This window comes from Aquabacterium sp. (genome assembly GCF_035476535.1).
Classification (GTDB): domain Bacteria; phylum Pseudomonadota; class Gammaproteobacteria; order Burkholderiales; family Burkholderiaceae_C; genus Pseudaquabacterium.
Genome location: NZ_DATILJ010000175.1, coordinates 1 through 17,267 on the forward strand (window position 1 = coordinate 1; position 17,267 = coordinate 17,267).

11 protein-coding genes are annotated in these 17,267 nt (G+C 69.1%); 3 read left to right on the forward strand and 8 right to left on the reverse strand.

Annotated features, from left to right (window positions below):
- The 4 genes from VLK61_RS17105 to VLK61_RS17120 form a co-directional block, all read right to left on the reverse strand.
- Positions 1–933, reverse strand: a 933-nt coding sequence (locus tag VLK61_RS17105) for a methyl-accepting chemotaxis protein (RefSeq protein ID WP_325422821.1), incomplete at its 3' end; no start/stop codon positions are given.
- A 221-nt stretch (positions 934–1,154) separates the two neighbouring features.
- A complete protein-coding gene (locus VLK61_RS17110) occupies positions 1,155–1,979 on the reverse strand; it encodes a LytR/AlgR family response regulator transcription factor (RefSeq protein ID WP_325422822.1) in 825 nt (274 codons plus the stop codon).
- Positions 1,979–3,067, reverse strand: coding sequence for a sensor histidine kinase (locus VLK61_RS17115; protein WP_325422823.1), 1,089 nt, complete (start codon positions 3,065–3,067; stop codon positions 1,979–1,981). Before VLK61_RS17115 ends, VLK61_RS17110 begins: the two co-directional genes overlap by 1 nt.
- 204 nt (positions 3,068–3,271) lie before the next feature.
- A complete protein-coding gene (locus VLK61_RS17120; RefSeq protein ID WP_325422824.1) occupies positions 3,272–5,911 on the reverse strand; it encodes a zinc-dependent metalloprotease in 2,640 nt (879 codons plus the stop codon).
- Positions 5,912–6,317: 406 nt separating this feature from the next.
- Here VLK61_RS17120 and VLK61_RS17125 point away from each other — a divergent pair, with 406 nt between their 5' ends.
- Entirely contained in the window at positions 6,318–6,860 is a 543-nt protein-coding gene (locus tag VLK61_RS17125) for a hypothetical protein (protein WP_325422825.1), read from the forward strand.
- 25 nt (positions 6,861–6,885) lie between these two features.
- Here VLK61_RS17125 and VLK61_RS17130 read toward each other — a convergent pair whose 3' ends face one another.
- The 4 genes from VLK61_RS17130 to VLK61_RS17145 all read right to left on the reverse strand — a co-directional run bounded on the left by VLK61_RS17130 (position 6,886) and on the right by VLK61_RS17145 (position 14,397).
- Positions 6,886–8,325, reverse strand: coding sequence for a DUF1501 domain-containing protein (locus VLK61_RS17130; protein ID WP_325422826.1), 1,440 nt, complete (start codon positions 8,323–8,325; stop codon positions 6,886–6,888).
- A complete protein-coding gene (locus VLK61_RS17135) occupies positions 8,325–10,058 on the reverse strand; it encodes a DUF1800 domain-containing protein (RefSeq protein ID WP_325422827.1) in 1,734 nt (577 codons plus the stop codon). The genes VLK61_RS17130 and VLK61_RS17135 overlap by 1 nt, the downstream gene beginning before the upstream one ends.
- A gap of 186 nt (positions 10,059–10,244) precedes the next feature.
- A complete protein-coding gene (ettA, locus tag VLK61_RS17140; protein ID WP_325422828.1) occupies positions 10,245–11,909 on the reverse strand; it encodes an energy-dependent translational throttle protein EttA in 1,665 nt (554 codons plus the stop codon).
- A 94-nt stretch (positions 11,910–12,003) separates the two neighbouring features.
- Positions 12,004–14,397, reverse strand: coding sequence for a putative bifunctional diguanylate cyclase/phosphodiesterase (locus tag VLK61_RS17145; protein WP_325422829.1), 2,394 nt, complete (start codon positions 14,395–14,397; stop codon positions 12,004–12,006).
- Between the two features lie 270 nt (positions 14,398–14,667).
- Here VLK61_RS17145 and VLK61_RS17150 point away from each other — a divergent pair, with 270 nt between their 5' ends.
- Both VLK61_RS17150 and VLK61_RS17155 read left to right on the forward strand, forming a co-directional pair.
- Positions 14,668–16,191, forward strand: coding sequence for a DEAD/DEAH box helicase (locus VLK61_RS17150; protein WP_325422830.1), 1,524 nt, complete (start codon positions 14,668–14,670; stop codon positions 16,189–16,191).
- A gap of 101 nt (positions 16,192–16,292) precedes the next feature.
- The gene (locus tag VLK61_RS17155) at positions 16,293–16,991 is read left to right on the forward strand and encodes a hypothetical protein (RefSeq protein WP_325422831.1); all 699 of its coding nucleotides are present in this window, start codon (positions 16,293–16,295) and stop codon (positions 16,989–16,991) included.
- The last annotated feature ends 276 nt before the right edge of the window (positions 16,992–17,267 follow it).

The window sequence follows — 17,267 nt, forward strand, 5'->3', positions numbered from 1 at the left end:
GAGCTGCTCCATCGAGCTCGCGGTCTGCTGCAGGTTGCTGGCCGCTTGTTCGGTGCGCTGGCTCAGGTCCTGGTTGCCGGTCGCCACTTCGGCGCTGGCCACCTGAATGCTGTCGGCCGTCTGGCGGATCTCGCCCACCAGCCCACGCAGCCGCTCCTGCATGCCGGCAATGGCGTGCAGCAGGCGGCCGATCTCGTCGTTGCCGCCTTGTTCCACCGTGTTGCCCAGGTTGCCCTCGGCAATGCGCTCGGCCACGCGCACCGCACGCTCGATCGGCCCCTTGATGCCGCGGGTGATGCGCCACGCGACGATCACGCCGATGGCGATGGCCGCAGCCACCAGCACAGCCTCGATCAGCAGCGCGTGGCGCGTACCGCTGGTCGCGGCCGCGGCGGTTTCGGCGTTCTGCTTGGCCTGGATGTCGATCAGTTCGTCGATCTTCTTGCGCCACACCACTTCGCCCGGCCGCACCTGCAGCGACAAGGTCATCGTGGCATCGATGTTCGCGCCCTCCTGGCCCTGCTTGGCCGCCTGCGAGATCAGCGGAATCGTCTTGGCGGCGGCGGCGACGATCTCGTCAGCCACCTTGCGCTCGGCCGCATCGGCATCGGCCATGATCGCGACCAGCGCCTTCTCCGACTTCTGGTAGGCGGCCTTCGATTTTTCGAACTGCTTCAGTTCTGCCTCGATCTCCTTCGCATCTGTCAGCAAGGTGATCGAACGCGCCTGGATCGCCATCGCGCTCATGCTGTCGAGCATGCGGTAGGCCAGCGCCGAGCGCTCGTTGTTGATATCGACGATCTGGTGGACCTGGTCACCCAGCCGCTGCGTGGTGATGGCCGAGAAACCGGCCACCAGCACCAGGAGCACGAGCAAGGCGCCGAAGCCGAGGCTCAGGCGGGTCCCGATGGAAGAGGTGAATTTGGACATCATGGTGCACGACCCTTTTTGGGAGCTCGGTGGGACAGCGGGGCGAAACAGATTGTGAAAAGCGGCGTACCAGGCCGATCGCTGGAATATCGGCTGCATCTGCCCACAGTTGAGGTTTCCCTGACACGCCGTCAGCCATCTCCCGATGGCCGCCCTGTCAACTCCTGCGCAATCGATGCCAGCCGCTTGGTTGCGGCTCGGCGCTGGCCCGAGGCCAGCCGCGGCTACATCTGCCGGAACAGGTGCAGGTAGCTGCGGCTCACCGGCAGCGTCTCGCTGCGGCCCTTGAGCTGCACGTCGGCGGTTTCGTTGGCACCCCGGGTGACCTGGGCCACATGCCGCAGGTTGACGATGACCGAGCGGTGCACCTGCACGAAGAGCTCGGGATCCAGCTCGTCGATCAGTTCGCGGATCGGCTTGCGGATCAGCGCCTCGCCGCCTTCCCAGACGACCAGCGTGTACTTTTCATCGGAGCGCAGGTAGACCACCTGCTCCACCGGGATCAGCCGCACCGCAGTGCCCACCGAAGCCTTGATCCACTGCAGCCAGGGTTTGCCCGTGGCCTGGTGGCGCAACTGCGTGGCCAGCCGGTCCAGCACGGCTTCGATGCGGTCCGGCGTGTCGCCCGCCGCACCATGGCTGCCCGCGCTGGCCGCGACGCCGGGGGCGGGCGCGGCGGCGGCGTCGGCCAGTCGCTCTTTCAGGCGCTGCACGGTGTCGGCCAGGCGCGCTTCATCGAAGGGCTTGACCAGATAGTCGATCGCGCCCTGCTCGAAGGCCTGCACCGCGTACTGCTCGTAGGCGGTGACGAAAACGGTGATCGCGCGCCGGGCAATCGCCCGCGCCGCTTCGACGCCGTTCATGCCGGGCATGTGCACGTCGAGGAACACCACCTGCGGCTGTTCACGCTCGAACATCTCCACCGCTTCGCGGCCGTTGCGGGCGTGGGCGACCACTTCCAGCTCGGGCCACAGGCGGGCCAGGTGGGCCTGCAGGTGGTCGCGCAGCAGCGGTTCGTCGTCGGCGATCAGCGCAGTGGGGCGACTCATCAACTTTCTTCCGGTTTCGGCAACACGATCTCGGCCCGCACGCCGTGCGGCGGCTGCTCGCTCAACTCCAGCCGTGCCGCCGCGCCGAACACACTGGCCAGCCGCGCACGCAGATTGGCCAGGCCGGTGCCGGGCGCTGCATTGTCGGCCAGGCCCACCCCCGTGTCAGCCACCCACAGGCGCAGGCTGCCATCGGCCTCCTGCCGGCCACCGACCTCGATGCGGCCGCCCTCCTCGCCCGGGTCGATGCCATGGCGCACGGCGTTCTCCACCAGCGTCAGCAGTGCCATCGGCGGGAAGCGCAGGCTCAGCAACTCGGGTGGCACCTCCACCGAGAACTGCAGCCGGTCTGGCATGCGCAGGTGCATCAGCTCCAGGTAGGAGCGCACCAGCGTCACCTCGTTGACCAGCGCCGGCATGCCGCCCGAGGCGCCGGACTCATGCAGCTTGGGCAAGGCCGCGCGCAAATAGGCAATCAGGCTCTTCAACACCTCGGCGGCCCGCGGCGAGCCGGTTTCCACCAGGGCCTGCACATTGGCCAGCGTGTTGAACAGGAAGTGCGGCTCGATCTGTGCCGTCAGCAGCGCCAGGCGGGCATCGACGGCCTGCTTTTCCAGCTGCGCGCGGTCCAGCTCGAACTGCAGCTGCAGCGAACGCGCCTGGGCGTCGCGCTCGCGCACCTGCGCACCCAGCGCCAGCACCAGGCCGATGATCAGCGCGCTGCCGGAAATCCAGATGAAACCCGACACCCGGCCCGGGTGCTGCAGGATCGCCAGCACATCGCCACCGGTGGCGACCAGGTAGACGCCCAGCGTGGCCACCGGCGCGGCCAGCGCCACCGCCAGCGTCTGCATCAGCCAGCGCGGCAGCAGCTTCTGAGGCCAGTTGCCGGCGGCGGTGAAGGCCAGCAGCAGCACCAGCGCGACGAACATCGTGCGGCCCAGCACCACCAGGAACGGCGGCGAGAAGATCGGGTTCAGCAGGATCGCGACAGCGAGCGCGAAGCCGATGGTCCAGCCGACCTTGCCGTGGTTCAGCGTGCGCAGGTAGCGGGTCCAGCCGCCGGCGGGGCGGGAAGTGCTGGGCACGGGCGGGATGTCGATGGCCATGGAGGCCGCACGATAACTGCCCGCGGCGTCGTCACCAAGCCGTCGGCGGCGCTGTTGCGACGAACGACGGCCGGCGGGTGCCGGCCGGCGGTCAGCAGGCGTTCACACCCGGCAGCAGTTTCACGAGAGCTCAGATGCCGTTGCGCGCGACCATGGATCGGAGGCGGCTGGCGTGGCCACGGGTCAGATGCCGCTGCGCGTCAGGGGCGCCGCCAGCGCGGCGCGCAAGGTCTCGGCGCTGTCCTTCAGGTGCAGCCGCGCCTCTTCGCCCAGGCCGGCCCGGCGTGCGGCCTGTTCGATGCGCTGCGCCAGGTCAGCGGCCTGGCTGCGCAGCTGGCTGCGCGCATCGGCCCGCGAGACGCCGGCGGGGCGCAGCACCGCGCCGGCCAGGCGGCCCAGGTGCTCGCGCTGCAATTCACGCCGCGCCGCCGGGATGTCGCCCTTGCCGGCGAGTTCGCTCCAGACATCGGCCTCCAGCCGGCGGTATAGCTCGCTTAAGCGAAAGGCCTCGGCCAGGCGCGGTGCCTTGGCTTCGCTGTCGAGCACGCGGCTGGCCAGGCTGTCGCTCATCAGCTGGGTCAGCAGCGCGCGGCGCAACTCGTGCACCGCCTGGGCCAGCGGGTAGTCGGTGGGCACCGCGTCGTCGCCGAACAGCACGGAATCGGCGCGCTCCAGGTAGTCCGGCGCCAGGCGGCGCTGCAGCGCCGGCGAGATCACCAGGCTGTCGGCCGACAGCAGGTGACGCGCCAGCGTGTCCAACGCCAGGCGCTGCTCGGCCGCAGGCACCGGCTGCATCGGGTCGCGGCCGGTGTTGGGGTAGTCGCGCAGCGTGCGCACGCCGCCGATCTGGCGCAGCAGCGAGCCGGCCGCGCGGCCGGCATCCCGCAGCGCGTAGCCCAGCGCCCGGCGCAGCGCGCCATAGTCCTGGTCGGCCGACAGCGTGCGGGTTTCCTGGCGCTTGAACAGGTCCTGCGCAATCTCGAAACGCTTGCGGGCAAAGGCGATGGGGTCGCGGCCGAGGTCGTTCTGCAGCGAATCGGGGTCGATGCCGATGAAGTTGTCTTCATCGGTGCCGTAAGCCAGTTCGGGCTCGCCGCTGCGCGCGGCGATGCGCGACAACTCGGCCGCCTCCTGCTGCGCCGGCAGCGGCTTGTAGGCGTATTCGATGGCCCAGTAATCGTAGGGGCCGAGCACAGTCTGGAAGGCCTGCGGCCGCGCCGCGCCGGGCAGCGGCAGGTTGATCGGCGTGTACTCCATCACCGAGCCGCCCAGGCCATGCGTGCGGGTGAATTCCGGGTCGGCGACTTGCTGGTCGGTGTAGATGCGCGAGGCGCGGAAGTTGTGGCGCAGGCCCAGCGTGTGGCCGACCTCGTGGACCATCAGCTCCTTCAGGTAATCCAGCGTGAACTGATGGGCCTGCGGGCTGTCGGGTTCGATCTCGCCGCGCGCGGCCAGCACGTCCAGGCCATAGTCCAGCTGCTCGCCGGCGGCGTCGGCGTGGTCGCAGAAGTACGGGTCGTGGCCCGGCAGGCCGGCCGGGGCCAGGATGCCGGCGGCGGCGCTGCGGGCCGTGCCGGTCTGCAGCAGCCGGGCCCAGGTTTCCTGCGCGGCTTCACCCGAGATGCGCGCGCGGTAGTTGCGGATGTTGCGTGAGGACAGGCTCTCGAGGCTGATGTCGGCATCGAGGATCTCGCCGGTGCGCGGGTCGACATGACTGGGGCCGGTGGCGCCGAACGAGGGCTGGCTGTTGACCAGCCAGCGCACCGAGGCGATGCCAAAGTCCAGCGTGTCGAAGCTGGCGTCATCCGGCTGCACCCGGACGACGATGGCATTCTTGAAGCCGATGCGCTCGAAGGCCTTGTTCCATTCCAGGATGCCCGCGCTGATGGCCTCGCGGTACTTCAGCGGCACGCTGCGGTCGATCCAGTAGGTGATGGGCTTGACCGGCTCCGACAACTCGGCCGCCGGATCCTTCTTCTCCAGCCGCCAGCGGTTGATGTGGCGCACACGCGGCGTGCGCGCCAGGTCGTCGCCGAAGTCATTCTGCGCCTGCACGAAATGGCCGATGCGCGGGTCGGCCCGGCGCGGCGCCATCGGCTGCTCGGGCAGCTTGGCCAGCGAGTAATGCAGGTTGATGAACAGGCTGCGCGGATCGGGCAGGCTGCGCGGCACGCTGGGCACCGGGGCCCCGGGGGGCGCCCCGGCCTGCGGCAGCGCGATGTTGCTGGTGGCGTAGTGGTTCATCACGTCCAGCACCAGCATGTCGGGCGTGCCACGCACCGCCGTGACGGCGGAGTTGCGGCCGTCCAGGCCATACCCCTGGCGATAGGCCCGCTGCAGTTGGGCGCCGACCCCCGTCATGTCGTTGACGAACAGCGGGCCGGCATCGACCAGCACGGTCTGCCGCTCGGGATGCGGCAGGCTGGCCACCGCCGTGCTGGCCAGCAGGCTGGGTGAATACGAACTGGCCACCGCCCGCGCCTCGGGCGTGCCGCTCTTGGCGATGAATGCGGTGTTCAGCGCCAGCAGCTGCACCTGGTTGTGCACCCGGCGCAAGGCCACCACATGCGGCCGCGTCATCGTGCCGGCGAAGATGCGCGACTCGCCGATGCCGCTGGCCAGCTTGGGCGACAGGAACATCGGCTTGTCGAAGTCGGACGGCTTCAGCTCGAACCAGACCTTCTCGTCCTTGCGCCAGACCGGAAACAGGCCATCGGTCTTCTTCGCGTCCTTGATGACCAGCGCAAACGGCGCCGGCTGGCCGGGCTGCGGCGGGGTTGCGCCGATGGTGGGGCCGGAAGCGGCGGCGGCTGGCGGTCGCACCGCAAGGCTCGGGCTCGACGCAGCCCTCGCGGTGGGGCCAGCAGCGGGTGTCGCCGGCCCGGGGGCTGCGCTGGGTGTGGTCGGCGGCGTGGTACAGGCCGCCAGGACCGCCAGCGCAGCCAAGCTCACCAGGCGAAGCGGAAACAGGGTCTGGGCAATGGGCATGATGGCTTGGGAGCAGGCAAAGGGCGGGCGACCGCACAAGAAGGGGTGGAGGCCCAGGACCGGTGGCGGGTTCCTCAGGGTTGCACCGGGTGCGGCGCAGCCAGGGGTGGAAGCCCCTGGATTGTGAGGTCATACCCTCGATGGGGCGACAATGCCGGCTCCGGGCGCGGGCCACGTGCACGCGGCAGGGCGCAGTTCATAACAACAAACACAGGGAGTCTCACCCTTCAGGGTTTCCGACATGAAGTTCAGAGACGTCGTCATCCCCGATTCAGGAGAACAGTTCTCCGTGCCCCAGGGCATCCAGCGAATCGACCACCTCTCCACCCACGGCTGGCAACTGCGCTACTGCGGCGAGACCAAGCTGTTCTCCGATCTGCCGGCCGAAGAAGGCGGCTCTGCCGAAGCGCTGTCCCGGGCCACGGCCGAACTGCTGCGCCGCATTGCGCGCCTGCCCGCGCCGTCGGGCCTGCAGCGCGAGCCGAATGCCAGCAAGACCAGCGACCTGCCGGTCGGCATCTCCGGCCCGCTGGTGCGCTCGCGCGCCGGCAGCAAGACGCGCTACTGCTGCCTGCTGGTGTCGATACCGCGCTTCGGCGACAAGCCGCGCCGCGCCAGCATCTACATCGGCTCCGAGAACACCTACACCGAGGACCGCTTCAGGCAAGCGCTGGCCAAGGCGGTCGTGATGCGCGAGAAGGCCGAACTGGCCTATCAGCGCGCCGCCACCCTGGCCAAGCGGGCCGAGGGTCGAGCGCTGAAAGAGGAGCTGGCCACGGCTTGACCGAGCGGCCGGCCGGTCTGGGCGGCTACAGGAAGCCCAGCGTGCGCCGGCTGCCGAAGTTCGCCAGGTTCGGCAGCGCCGCGTTGAGTTGCGCGTCGGTGGCACCGAACCAGGACAGCAGCGTCGCGGCGTACTGGTCGACCGCGCTGGTCGGGATCCAGCGGCCTTGCAGCTCCCAATCCTCGACGCCGACATCGTCCGGCCCGCCCAGCACCAGCGTCGGGTAGCTGCCGTAGGTCAGGCCACCCTTGACGGCGCCGCCCAGCACCAGCTGGTGATTGCCCCAGGCATGGTCGGTGCCCGTGCTGGAGTTCGGCGCAAAGGTGCGGCCGAAGTCGGCTTGCGTGAAGCTGGTCACCTGCTGGGCCATGGCAATGCCCTGCAGCGCCGTCTGGAAGGCCGCCAGTGCGTCGGCCAGCTGTTTCAGCAGCACGGCATGCTCGCCACTCGCGGCATCGCCCGAATAGGCCTGGCCGCTGTGGGTGTCGAAGCCGCCCATCTGCGCGAAGAAGATCTGCCTGTCGCCTTGCACCGTGCCGTGGCCATGGATCAGCTTGGCCACCTGGTACAGCTGCGCGGCGAGCTGGCTGCTGAAGTAGCCGTCCTGGACCAGCCCGGCAAAGGCTGCGTCGATCGCCGGCACGGCCTGCGCATCGCCAGGCATCGTCGCGACCAGGCCCGACAGGCGCTGCGAGATCTCGAAGGCCCCGGCCTGCTGACCCGCATAAGCCGTGGCCAGGTCCACTGTCTGGGCCTGCGCATACAGCGCATCGATCGCCAGCTTGCGCAGCCGGTTCGGCTCCCAGGTGGTGTCCTCGGGCCGCAGGCCATAAGCGCCAAAACCGGAACCCGGGCCGGGCAGCACCAGCGGCGTGCGCAGGTCCTCGACACCGAAGTGGCCGTTGCCGCCGACCGAGATCACCGGGTTGGTGGTGGCCAGCGTGCTGGACGCGCGCCCGCCCCAGCCGGTGCGGGCCAGCGCGTCGGTACCGGCACATTCCCAGAGGATCTGCTGGTCGGAATGCGAGAACAGGTTGTCCGGGATCAGCGGCGAGCCTTCAGGCTCCGCCAGGTACTGCGCCTTGGTCAATGGCGCGGCCAGCGGACCGACATTGAACACCGGCGCCAGCGTGCCCTGGTTCCAGTGCGGCGCCAGGGCCGCCATCGCCGGGTGCAGACCGTAGCCGCTGCTGCCCAGCCCGACCAGGCTCTGGCGCGGCAGCGCCAGCGCGCTGCGCACGCCGGCGTACTGGTTGTAGCGCGTGGTGTCGGTGGGCACGAGCATATTCATGCCGTCGTTGCCGCCGTACAGGAAGATGCACACCAGCGCCTTGTAGTCGGCCGCCTGTGCGAAACGTGTGCTCAAGCTCAGGCCGCCGGCCAGGCCGCTGCCGGCCAGCAGCGCCGCGGTCTTCTTCAACCAGCGCCGGCGATTCAGGCCTTCGGAGTGGAGATCGTGCGTCATCAGCGTTGCACCTGGTAGTCCGGAGAAGCGAAGACCAGGTAGGCCGCGGCCCGCGCCCGGTTGCGTTTCCAGTTCGTCGAGTCGGTCTGCGGTGTCCACCAGGCCACGGCATTGATCACCTGCGTGCGCGGCGTGGCGGCCAGCTTGCGGCCCAGCGCCAGCAACGACAGGGTGTCCACCAGCGTCGCCGGGTTGTCGGCCATTGCTTCCCAGCGCGCCAGGTTGACGCCGGTGCCGGTGGGGTTCGGAATACTGGCATTGGGCTCCGAGCCGTTCCAGTCCAGCAGGTAGGTCAGGTAGTTCAGCCGCTCCAATGCGGTGTTGGCATTGTGGATGCCGAACTCCGGGCCAACCAGCGTGGTGCCGGCCACCGGGTAGTTCGGCGGGTAGAAATTGAACACCGAGGGCGGGCGGAACAGGTGCATGCGCAGCGTCTCGCCCCACCACCAGCCGAAGGGGTCGCCATCGGTGTGACCCTCCAGCGCGCGCAGCACACCGGTGAACAGCAGCACCGGCGCGCGCAGCGAGCCACCGTAGCGGCGCAGGCGATCGGCGCGTGCCTCGCTGTCCAGCAGCACGGCAGCGACGGTGGCGGCCAGGTCGCCCTTCTGGCCGGCGCCGAAGACCAGGCCGTTGGCGGCGGTGTAGCGGCCGGCGTTGAAGGCCAGCGCCACACGGTCGATGTAGGCCGGCGGCGGGTTGCTCATCACCAGGTGCTGGATCAGCCGCTGGCCGATGAAGGGGCCGACGTTGGCGTGGTTCATCACGCTGTCGAGCACCAGCTCCAGCGCCTGCGGTGCTGTGGCGCCGGCGGGCACTGTGACGCCGGACAGCAGCGTGCGCGCCTCGGTGTTGTGCAGCGACGGCGCGGCGACCATGTCGCCGCCATAGAACTGGCAGTTGGCGCCGGTGGGCCAGCAGCCCCAGGCGGTGGCGCCGCCGGCGGGATAGGTCCAGCCGGTCAGGGCATAGGCGTATTCACGCACCTTGTCGTTGTCGTACACCGGCTTGCAGCTGCCGCCGGCGAGCCTGCCGTTGCGGTTGAGCTTGCAGGTGCCCAGCGAGAACAGCTGCAGCATCTCCCGCGCGAAGTTCTCGTTCGGCGCCAGCTTGTCGTTGTTGACATGGTTCAGGTAGTCGCCCATCAGCGGCGACAGGATCACCTTCTTCAGCACCGTGCGGTAATTGCCGAAGGCGTTGTCCAGCAGCGCGTTGTGGTAGTTGCGCAGGCCGTAGGTGCCGCTGATCTCCTGCTCGCTGATGACCACGGTCTGCTGCAGCGCCAAGGCCACGCGCTGGCGCAACTGGTCGGGCTTGCCGAGCGCGTTGCGATAGAAATCCCAGACCAGCGGTTCGCTGGAGTACCAGTCGCGCCAGCAGTTCGGGTTGCCGGATTGCGCCGGCAGGCTGCAAAAATCGGTCTCGCTGGTGTTGCGGTGGATCGCATCACTGCCGCCGCTGGTGTAGCGCGCGGTGTTGCTGGCCATCTGGTCACGCACCCAGGTGGCGGCGCCCTTGCTGCGGATCTCCGTCAGCAGCGCATCGGTGGGGCCGAAGCTGGCCTGGTTGGCCAGCCGCACCGCGTCGGCATCGGCCGAAGCCGCGGCTTCCGGCGCGGCTACCGCCTGGGCTTGCCGGCGCTGATCCGCAGCCGCCGGCTGCTGTGCCGAATCATCCTGGCCGCCGCCGCAGGCGACCAGCAGTGCCGTCGCCAGCAGCAACAGCGCACCCACGCCAAAAACAGGCCGTCTTGCCGGCCCTTGTTTGCCTGCCCTCATGCCACCCCCTGTGCCTCTTCACGTGCACAGGGAGTTTCGACGGGCGGTTCCCGGCGGCGGGCTCAGCTTGGTGACGCGGTGTGACCGCTGCAGCGCGCGGTCACCGTTCTCACATCCGCAAACGCCGGCGCAAGACGCCGCTTACTTCAGCGCCTTGAAACGCAGGCGGTGTGGCTTGGCACCCTCTTCGCCGAGGCGCTTTTTCTTCTCGGCTTCGTATTCCTGGTAGTTACCGTCGAAGAAGAACCACTGCGAATCGCCTTCGCAGGCCAGGATGTGCGTGGCGATGCGGTCGAGGAACCAGCGGTCGTGGCTGATGACCATGATCGAGCCGGCGAATTCCAGCAGCGCGTCTTCCAGTGCCCGCAGCGTTTCGACGTCCAGGTCGTTCGACGGCTCGTCCAGCAGCAGCACGTTGCCGCCCTGGGCCAGCGTCTTGGCCAGGTGCAGCCGGCCGCGTTCACCACCGGACAGCGAACCGACGAGTTTCTGCTGGTCGTTGCCCTTGAAATTGAAGCGGCCGATGTAGGCCCGCGAGGGCATCACGAACTTGCCGACGATGATGTTGTCCAGCCCGCCCGAGACGTCCTGCCAGACGGTCTTGTCGGCCGACAGGCTTTCGCGGCTCTGGTCGACGAAGGCCAGCTTGGCGGTCTTGCCGGTCGCCACGACGCCCGAGTCGGGCTTTTCGACACCCTGGATCATGCGGAAGATCGTCGACTTGCCGGCGCCGTTCGGGCCGATGATGCCGACGATGGCGCCGGCCGGCACCTTGAAGCTCAGGTTGTCGATCAGCAGCCGGTCCCCGAAGCTCTTCGAGACATTGGTGAATTCGATGACTTCATTGCCCAGGCGCTCGCCGACCGGGATGAAGATTTCATTCGTCTCGTTGCGCTTCTGGTAGTCGACGTCGCTCAGTTCCTCGAAGCGGGCCAGGCGCGCCTTGCTCTTGGCCTGGCGGCCCTTGGCATTCTTGCGCACCCATTCCAACTCCTGCTTCATCGCCTTGGTGCGGGCGTCCTCGGTGCGCTGTTCCTGCTCCAGCCGCTGCTCTTTCTGCTCCAGCCAGGTCGAGTAGTTGCCCTTGTACGGAATGCCGCGGCCGCGGTCGAGTTCGAGGATCCATTCAGCCGCGTTGTCGAGGAAGTAGCGATCGTGGGTGATGGCCACCACGGTGCCGGGGAAGCGGGTCAGGAACTGTTCCAGCCAATCGACCGATTCAGCGTCCAGGTGGTTGGTCGGCTCGTCGAGCAGCAGCATGTCAGGCTTGGACAGCAGCAGCCGGCACAGCGCGACGCGGCGCTTTTCGCCACCGGACAGCTTGCCGATCACCGCGTCCCAGGGCGCCAGGCGCAGCGCGTCGGCGGCGATCTCCATCACGTGGTCGGTGTTCTCTCCGCCGGACGCCGAAATGATGGCTTCCAGTTCGGCCTGCTCCGCCGCGAGCTTGTCGAAATCGGCATCCGGTTCACCGTAGGCCGCATAGACCTCGTCCAAGCGCTTTTGCGCGGCCAGTGCGCCGCCCATGCCTTCTTCGACGGCTTGGCGCACCGTCTGGTTCGGGTCCATCTGCGGCTCCTGCGGCAGGTAGCCGATCTTCAGGTCGGGCATCGGGTAAGCCTCACCTTCGATGTCCTTGTCCAGGCCGGCCATGATCTTCAGCAAGGTCGACTTGCCCGAGCCGTTCAGGCCCAGCATGCCGATCTTGGCCCCGGGGAAGAAGGACAGGGAGATGTCCTTCAGGATCTGGCGCTTCGGCGGCACGATCTTGCCGACGCGGTTCATGGTGTAGACGTACTGGGCCATGGCGGGGGTCGCTTCGAGTCTCAGGGTGGGGAGGCGCGCCGCCAGGACGGCGGGCGCTATCGCGCTATTGTCGCCGGGAACCGGCGCAAGCACTTCAGGCCGCGTGGCGGCCGCTGTCCAGTTGGGCGGGCATGCTGCCCGGCCTGTCGGTCCAGTTGGCCAGCAGGCGCAGGAAGTCGCCGCGAGGCATCGGCCGCGCGACCATGAAGCCCTGGATCGAGCCGCAACCGGCCTCCTGCAGCAGCACCAGTTGCGCCGGTTCTTCGACGCCTTCGGCGATCGTGCTCATGCCCAGCGTCATCGCCAGTTCGATGATGGTCTTGACGATCGCGCGCGCATCGTGCCGCGTCATCAGCTCGCGCACGAAGGCGCGGTCGATCTTCAGCGTGTCGAAGGGGAAACGGCGCAGGTAGGCCAGCGACGAATAGCCGGTGCCGAAGTCATCGAGCGCGATGCGCACGCCCATCTCGCGCAGCGCATGCAGGTTCTTCAGCGCCAGCGGCGACGAATCCATGAACAGCGACTCGGTGACCTCGATCTCCAGGCGTTCGGGCGGCAGCCCGGCGCCGTCCAGCGCCCGGCGCACGCCGGCCGCGAAGTCTTCGCGCAGCAGCTGGGCCGGCGAGACGTTGACCGACACCACCAGCAGCGGCCCCATCTGCGCCGCATGGGCGCAGGCGCGCGCCATCACCCAGCTGCCGATCTCGACGATCAGGCCCGACTCCTCGGCGATGCCGATGAACTCATCCGGCGCAATGCGGCCCAGCTCCGGGTGCTGCCAGCGCAGCAGCACCTCGGCGCCGACCACGCGCCAGCTGCCGATGTCGACCCGCGGCTGCCAGTGCAGATGCATCTCGTTGCGGTTGACCGCGCCGCGCAGGGCCTGCTCGATGGCCACGCGCCGGCGATGCCGGTCGCCCAGGCGCGGCATGAAGATCTCGTAGCGGCCGCGGCCGGCGTCCTTGGCGGCATACAGCGCCAGGTCAGCGTTGCCCATCAGCTCGTCCAGCGTGTTGCCGTGATCGGGCGCCACGGCGATGCCGATGCTGATGCCCAGCGCCACCTGGCGGCCCGCCACATCGCAAGGCTGGCACAGCACCTGCACCAGGCGGCGGGCCAGCGACTCCAGCTCATCGTCCTGCACATCGGTGACGACCAGCGCAAACTCGTCGCCGCCCAGGCGCGCGGCCAGGTCGTCCTGGCGCAGGCAGGATTGCAGGCGCCGGCCCACCTCGGCCAGCACGGCATCACCGGCGGCGTGACCCAGCGTGTCGTTGATGGCCTTGAAGTGGTCGACGTCCAGGCACATCAGCGCGGTGCGCCGTCCGGTTCCCGGCTCGGCCCCGGGCGTGGGTTCGATCATGCGCGCCAGGCGTTCGCGCAATTCGAGCCGGTTGGCCAGCCCGGTGAGTGAATCGAAGTGCGCCAGGTAGGCCAGCCGGCGATGGGTCTCGCGCGCCTGCGTCACGTCGGAAATCACGCCGCGCCAGCCGGCGGCGTGGCCCAGTTCGTCGAGCAGCGGCTTGGCCGAGAGCGACCACCAGCGCAGCCCGCCGGCGGTCTGCACCGGCACCACCAGATCGCGAAAGGCCTGGCCCAGCGTCAACGCGCTGCGCAGCGCGGCCAGGTGGCTTTCCGCCTCGGGGCCGCTGTTGCGCAGTTGCAGCGCATCCACCAGGCCAGTGGCCTGCAGCGCCGTGGCACTACGGCGCAGCGCCGAGGACAGGCGTGGCGACACATGCGTCAGCAGCCCGGACGCGCCCACTTCCCACAGCACGTCGGCCGCATGCTCCTCGAAATCGCGCAGCAGCAGGCTGACCAGCTGTTTCTGGCGCCCGGCTTCACGCTCGGACTGCAGCCGCGCCGTGAACACCCGCGCCGTGGTCAGCACGCTGATCATCAGGATGCCGGCATAGATCAGCAGCAGCCCCTGCAGATGAATGATCGACGGGCCCTGGCTCTGCACCAGCGCCCATTGCGCAGCCACGCTGAGCACACCGATGTAGGCCAGCGCCGCGCCGGGCACGGCGGCCAGGGCGAACGCGCCGCCGCACATCATGCCCAGCATCAGCGAGGCCAGCAGCAGCTGCTGGTCATGCGTGGCGCCGGGAAACCAGGCCACCACGATCACCGCCCACAGCGTGGCCAGCGCGCTGGCGCCGATCGTGGCGTGACGGATGGCACGCGGCGACACCCGCTGCGCCGGCACGCGGCGACGCACCCACCAGGCGCGCAAGCCCATGCCGCAGACGCCGACCAGCGCTGCCAGCCACAGCAGTTGCACCGGCAGCGAGCCGCTATCGCGGAAAGCGAACAGCACCACCGCGGCGTTCAGCAGGTTGGCCAGCACCATCAGCGGCGTGAGCCGCGTCACGGTCTGCAGGTGGCGCGCACGCACTTCGGCCGAATCGCGGTCGAGCGCGGTGAAGACGTGAAACTCACGCCGCCACCACTGGACGAGTTGCGAAATCAGCGACGAAGCCTTCATGTCAGCCGTGGTGAGTTGTTGCCTGGGCCGCCGGTGGCCTACGGTCGGTTATCGGCGATCGTCACGACAACTTGATGCACCCGGTTGTTCCGACGATAGGCCCCGCGGGCCCAGCCGCTACAATCCCGCATGCGGCAGCGCCACCAGTCACGCTGCCGCAGTCGTTTCCGACCCGCCAAGACCTGTTGGCCTTCCCGACTGGTGCACATGCAACCCATGCTGCAGCAGGCCGATGCACACGCCCCACCTCGAAGCGGGGCGCTCCACTGAATGAACTTCACCGAACTCGGCCTGGCCGAGCCGCTCCTGCGTGCCGTGCACGAACAGGGCTACGACACCCCCACCCCCATCCAGGCGCAAGCCATTCCCGCGGTGCTGCAAGGCGGCGACCTGCTGGCCGGCGCCCAGACCGGCACCGGCAAGACTGCCGGCTTCACGCTGCCGATGCTGCACCGGCTGGCCGCCGTCAAGCCGCTGCGCGATGCCAAGGGCCGCGTCGCGATCCGCGCGCTGATCCTCACGCCCACCCGCGAACTTGCCGCGCAGGTCGAAGAAAGCGTGCGCACCTACGGCAAGTACCTGCCGCTGACGTCCATGGTGATGTTCGGCGGCGTCGGCATGCAGCCGCAGGTCGACAAGCTGCGCCGCGGCGTCGACATCCTGGTGGCCACGCCCGGCCGCCTGCTCGACCACCACCAGCAGGGCACGCTGGACCTGAGCCAGGTGCAGATCTTCGTGCTCGACGAAGCCGACCGCATGCTGGACATGGGCTTCATCCACGACATCAAGAAGGTGCTGGCGGTGCTGCCGGCCAAGAAGCAGAGCCTGCTGTTCAGCGCCACCTTCAGCGACGAGATCAAGACCCTGGCCGACCGGCTGCTGAACAACCCGGCGCTGATCGAAGTGGCACGGCGAAATGCCACGGCCGACTTGATCAACCAGAAGATGCACCCTGTCGGCCGCGAACAGAAGAAGGAGCTGCTGGCCCACCTGATCCGCCAGGGCGACTGGCACCAGGTGCTGGTGTTCACGCGCATGAAGCATGGCGCGAACCGCCTGGCCGAGTACCTGAACAAGGAAGACATCACCGCGATGGCCATCCACGGCAACAAGAGCCAGGGCGCGCGCACCAAGGCGCTGGCCGAGTTCAAGAGCGGCGACCTGCAGGTGCTGGTGGCCACCGACATCGCGGCGCGCGGCATCGACATCGACCAGCTGCCGCACGTGGTGAACTTCGAGCTGCCGAACGTGCCGGAAGACTATGTGCACCGCATTGGCCGCACCGGCCGCGCCGGCGCTCAGGGCGAGGCGATCTCGCTGGTCTGCGTCGACGAGGACATCTTCCTGCGCGACATCGAAAAGCTCATCAAGCGCAGCATCCCGCGCGAGGTGGTGCCGGGCTTCGAGCCGCCGGCCCACGAGAAGGCCGAGCCCATCGTGCTGGGCCGCATGACCATCGGTGTCGGCGGCACGCGGCGCAATGCCGGCGGTGGGGGCGGTGGTGGTGGCCATCGCCATGGCGGGGGTGGCGGCGGTGGTCGTGCGGAGCCGCGCCACGACAACCGGCGCGATGCGCCGCGCGGCAACCCGCCGCCCAAGCCCGCGCGCGACGCGCGGCGCGATGGCAATCCCGGCCAGAACGCCAACCGCAGCGCCGCACCGCGGCACGACCGCGTCGGCGCCGGCCATGCCACGCAGCCGGCCCCGCACGGCCAGCCCAGCGGCCGCCGCGACGACCGGCGCGATGGCGCCCCCCGGCCCGCCGGACCGCGCCTGACACAACCCAAGCGCTGACCGTCCGCCCCCTGGGCAGCTTGCCCTGCCTTGTCCGGGAGTTCAGGCGGCCTGGGACGTCCCGGCGGCGGCCGGGCGCGGGACACAGCCACAATCGGCCCATGCCCGCGCCCGATTCACGTTCCTCACGCCGTTACGCCATCGCCGGAGCGAGCGGCCTGGTGGGCGGCGCACTGGCCCGCCAACTGGCGGCCGATCCCCGCACCGGCGCGCTACACCTGCTGCTGCGCCGCCAGGCGCCCGCGCTGGCCTCGCTGCCACATGCCCAGGTCATCGCCTGGCCCGGCGGCGCGGTGCCGCGCCTGTCACCGATCGACACCGCGATCTGCGCGCTCGGCACCACGATCAAGGCGGCCGGCTCGCAGGCCGCGTTCCGCACCGTCGACTTCGATGCCGTGCTGGACTTCGCACGCGCGGCCCGCGCGGCCGATGCCACGCGCTTCGCGGTGATTTCGGCGCTGGGCGCGGATGCGGCGTCTGCGGTGTTCTACAACCGCGTCAAGGGCGAGATGGAGCAGGCGCTCATCGCCCTGGGCTTTCGCACGCTGGTGATCGCCCGACCCTCGCTGCTGCTGGGTGACCGCGCTGCATTGGGCCAGGCACCGCGCTTCGGCGAAGCGCTGGCGCAGACCTTGACCCCCTGGATGACCTGGTTCACGCCGCGCCGCGTGCGACCGATCCGCGCCGAGCATGTCGCCACAGGCCTGCTCGCCGCATTGGCCGACGCCGACGCGGGCGTACGCGTGCTGGAGTCCGATGCGTTGCAGCGCCTGGCAGACACCGCCATGCCGGTGCACTGAAAACCTCGGGCACGGCCGCCGAGCAATCGGGTCCCGCCGCGGCCCCCCCCAAAAACAACAAGCCCGGCACAGGCCGGGCTTGTTGCTGTCAGCGCGAATGATCGGAGGATCAGGCGCGCCGTACCGTCGACGATCAGGCCACCGGCTTCTTGGCCGCAGCAGCCTTCTTCACCTTCTTGACCTTCTTGGCGGGCTTCTTGGCCGGATCAGCGGCCTTCTTTTCGGTGGCGGCAGCAGCCGGGGCAGCCGCAGCGGCCGGGGCAGCGGTCTGGGCGA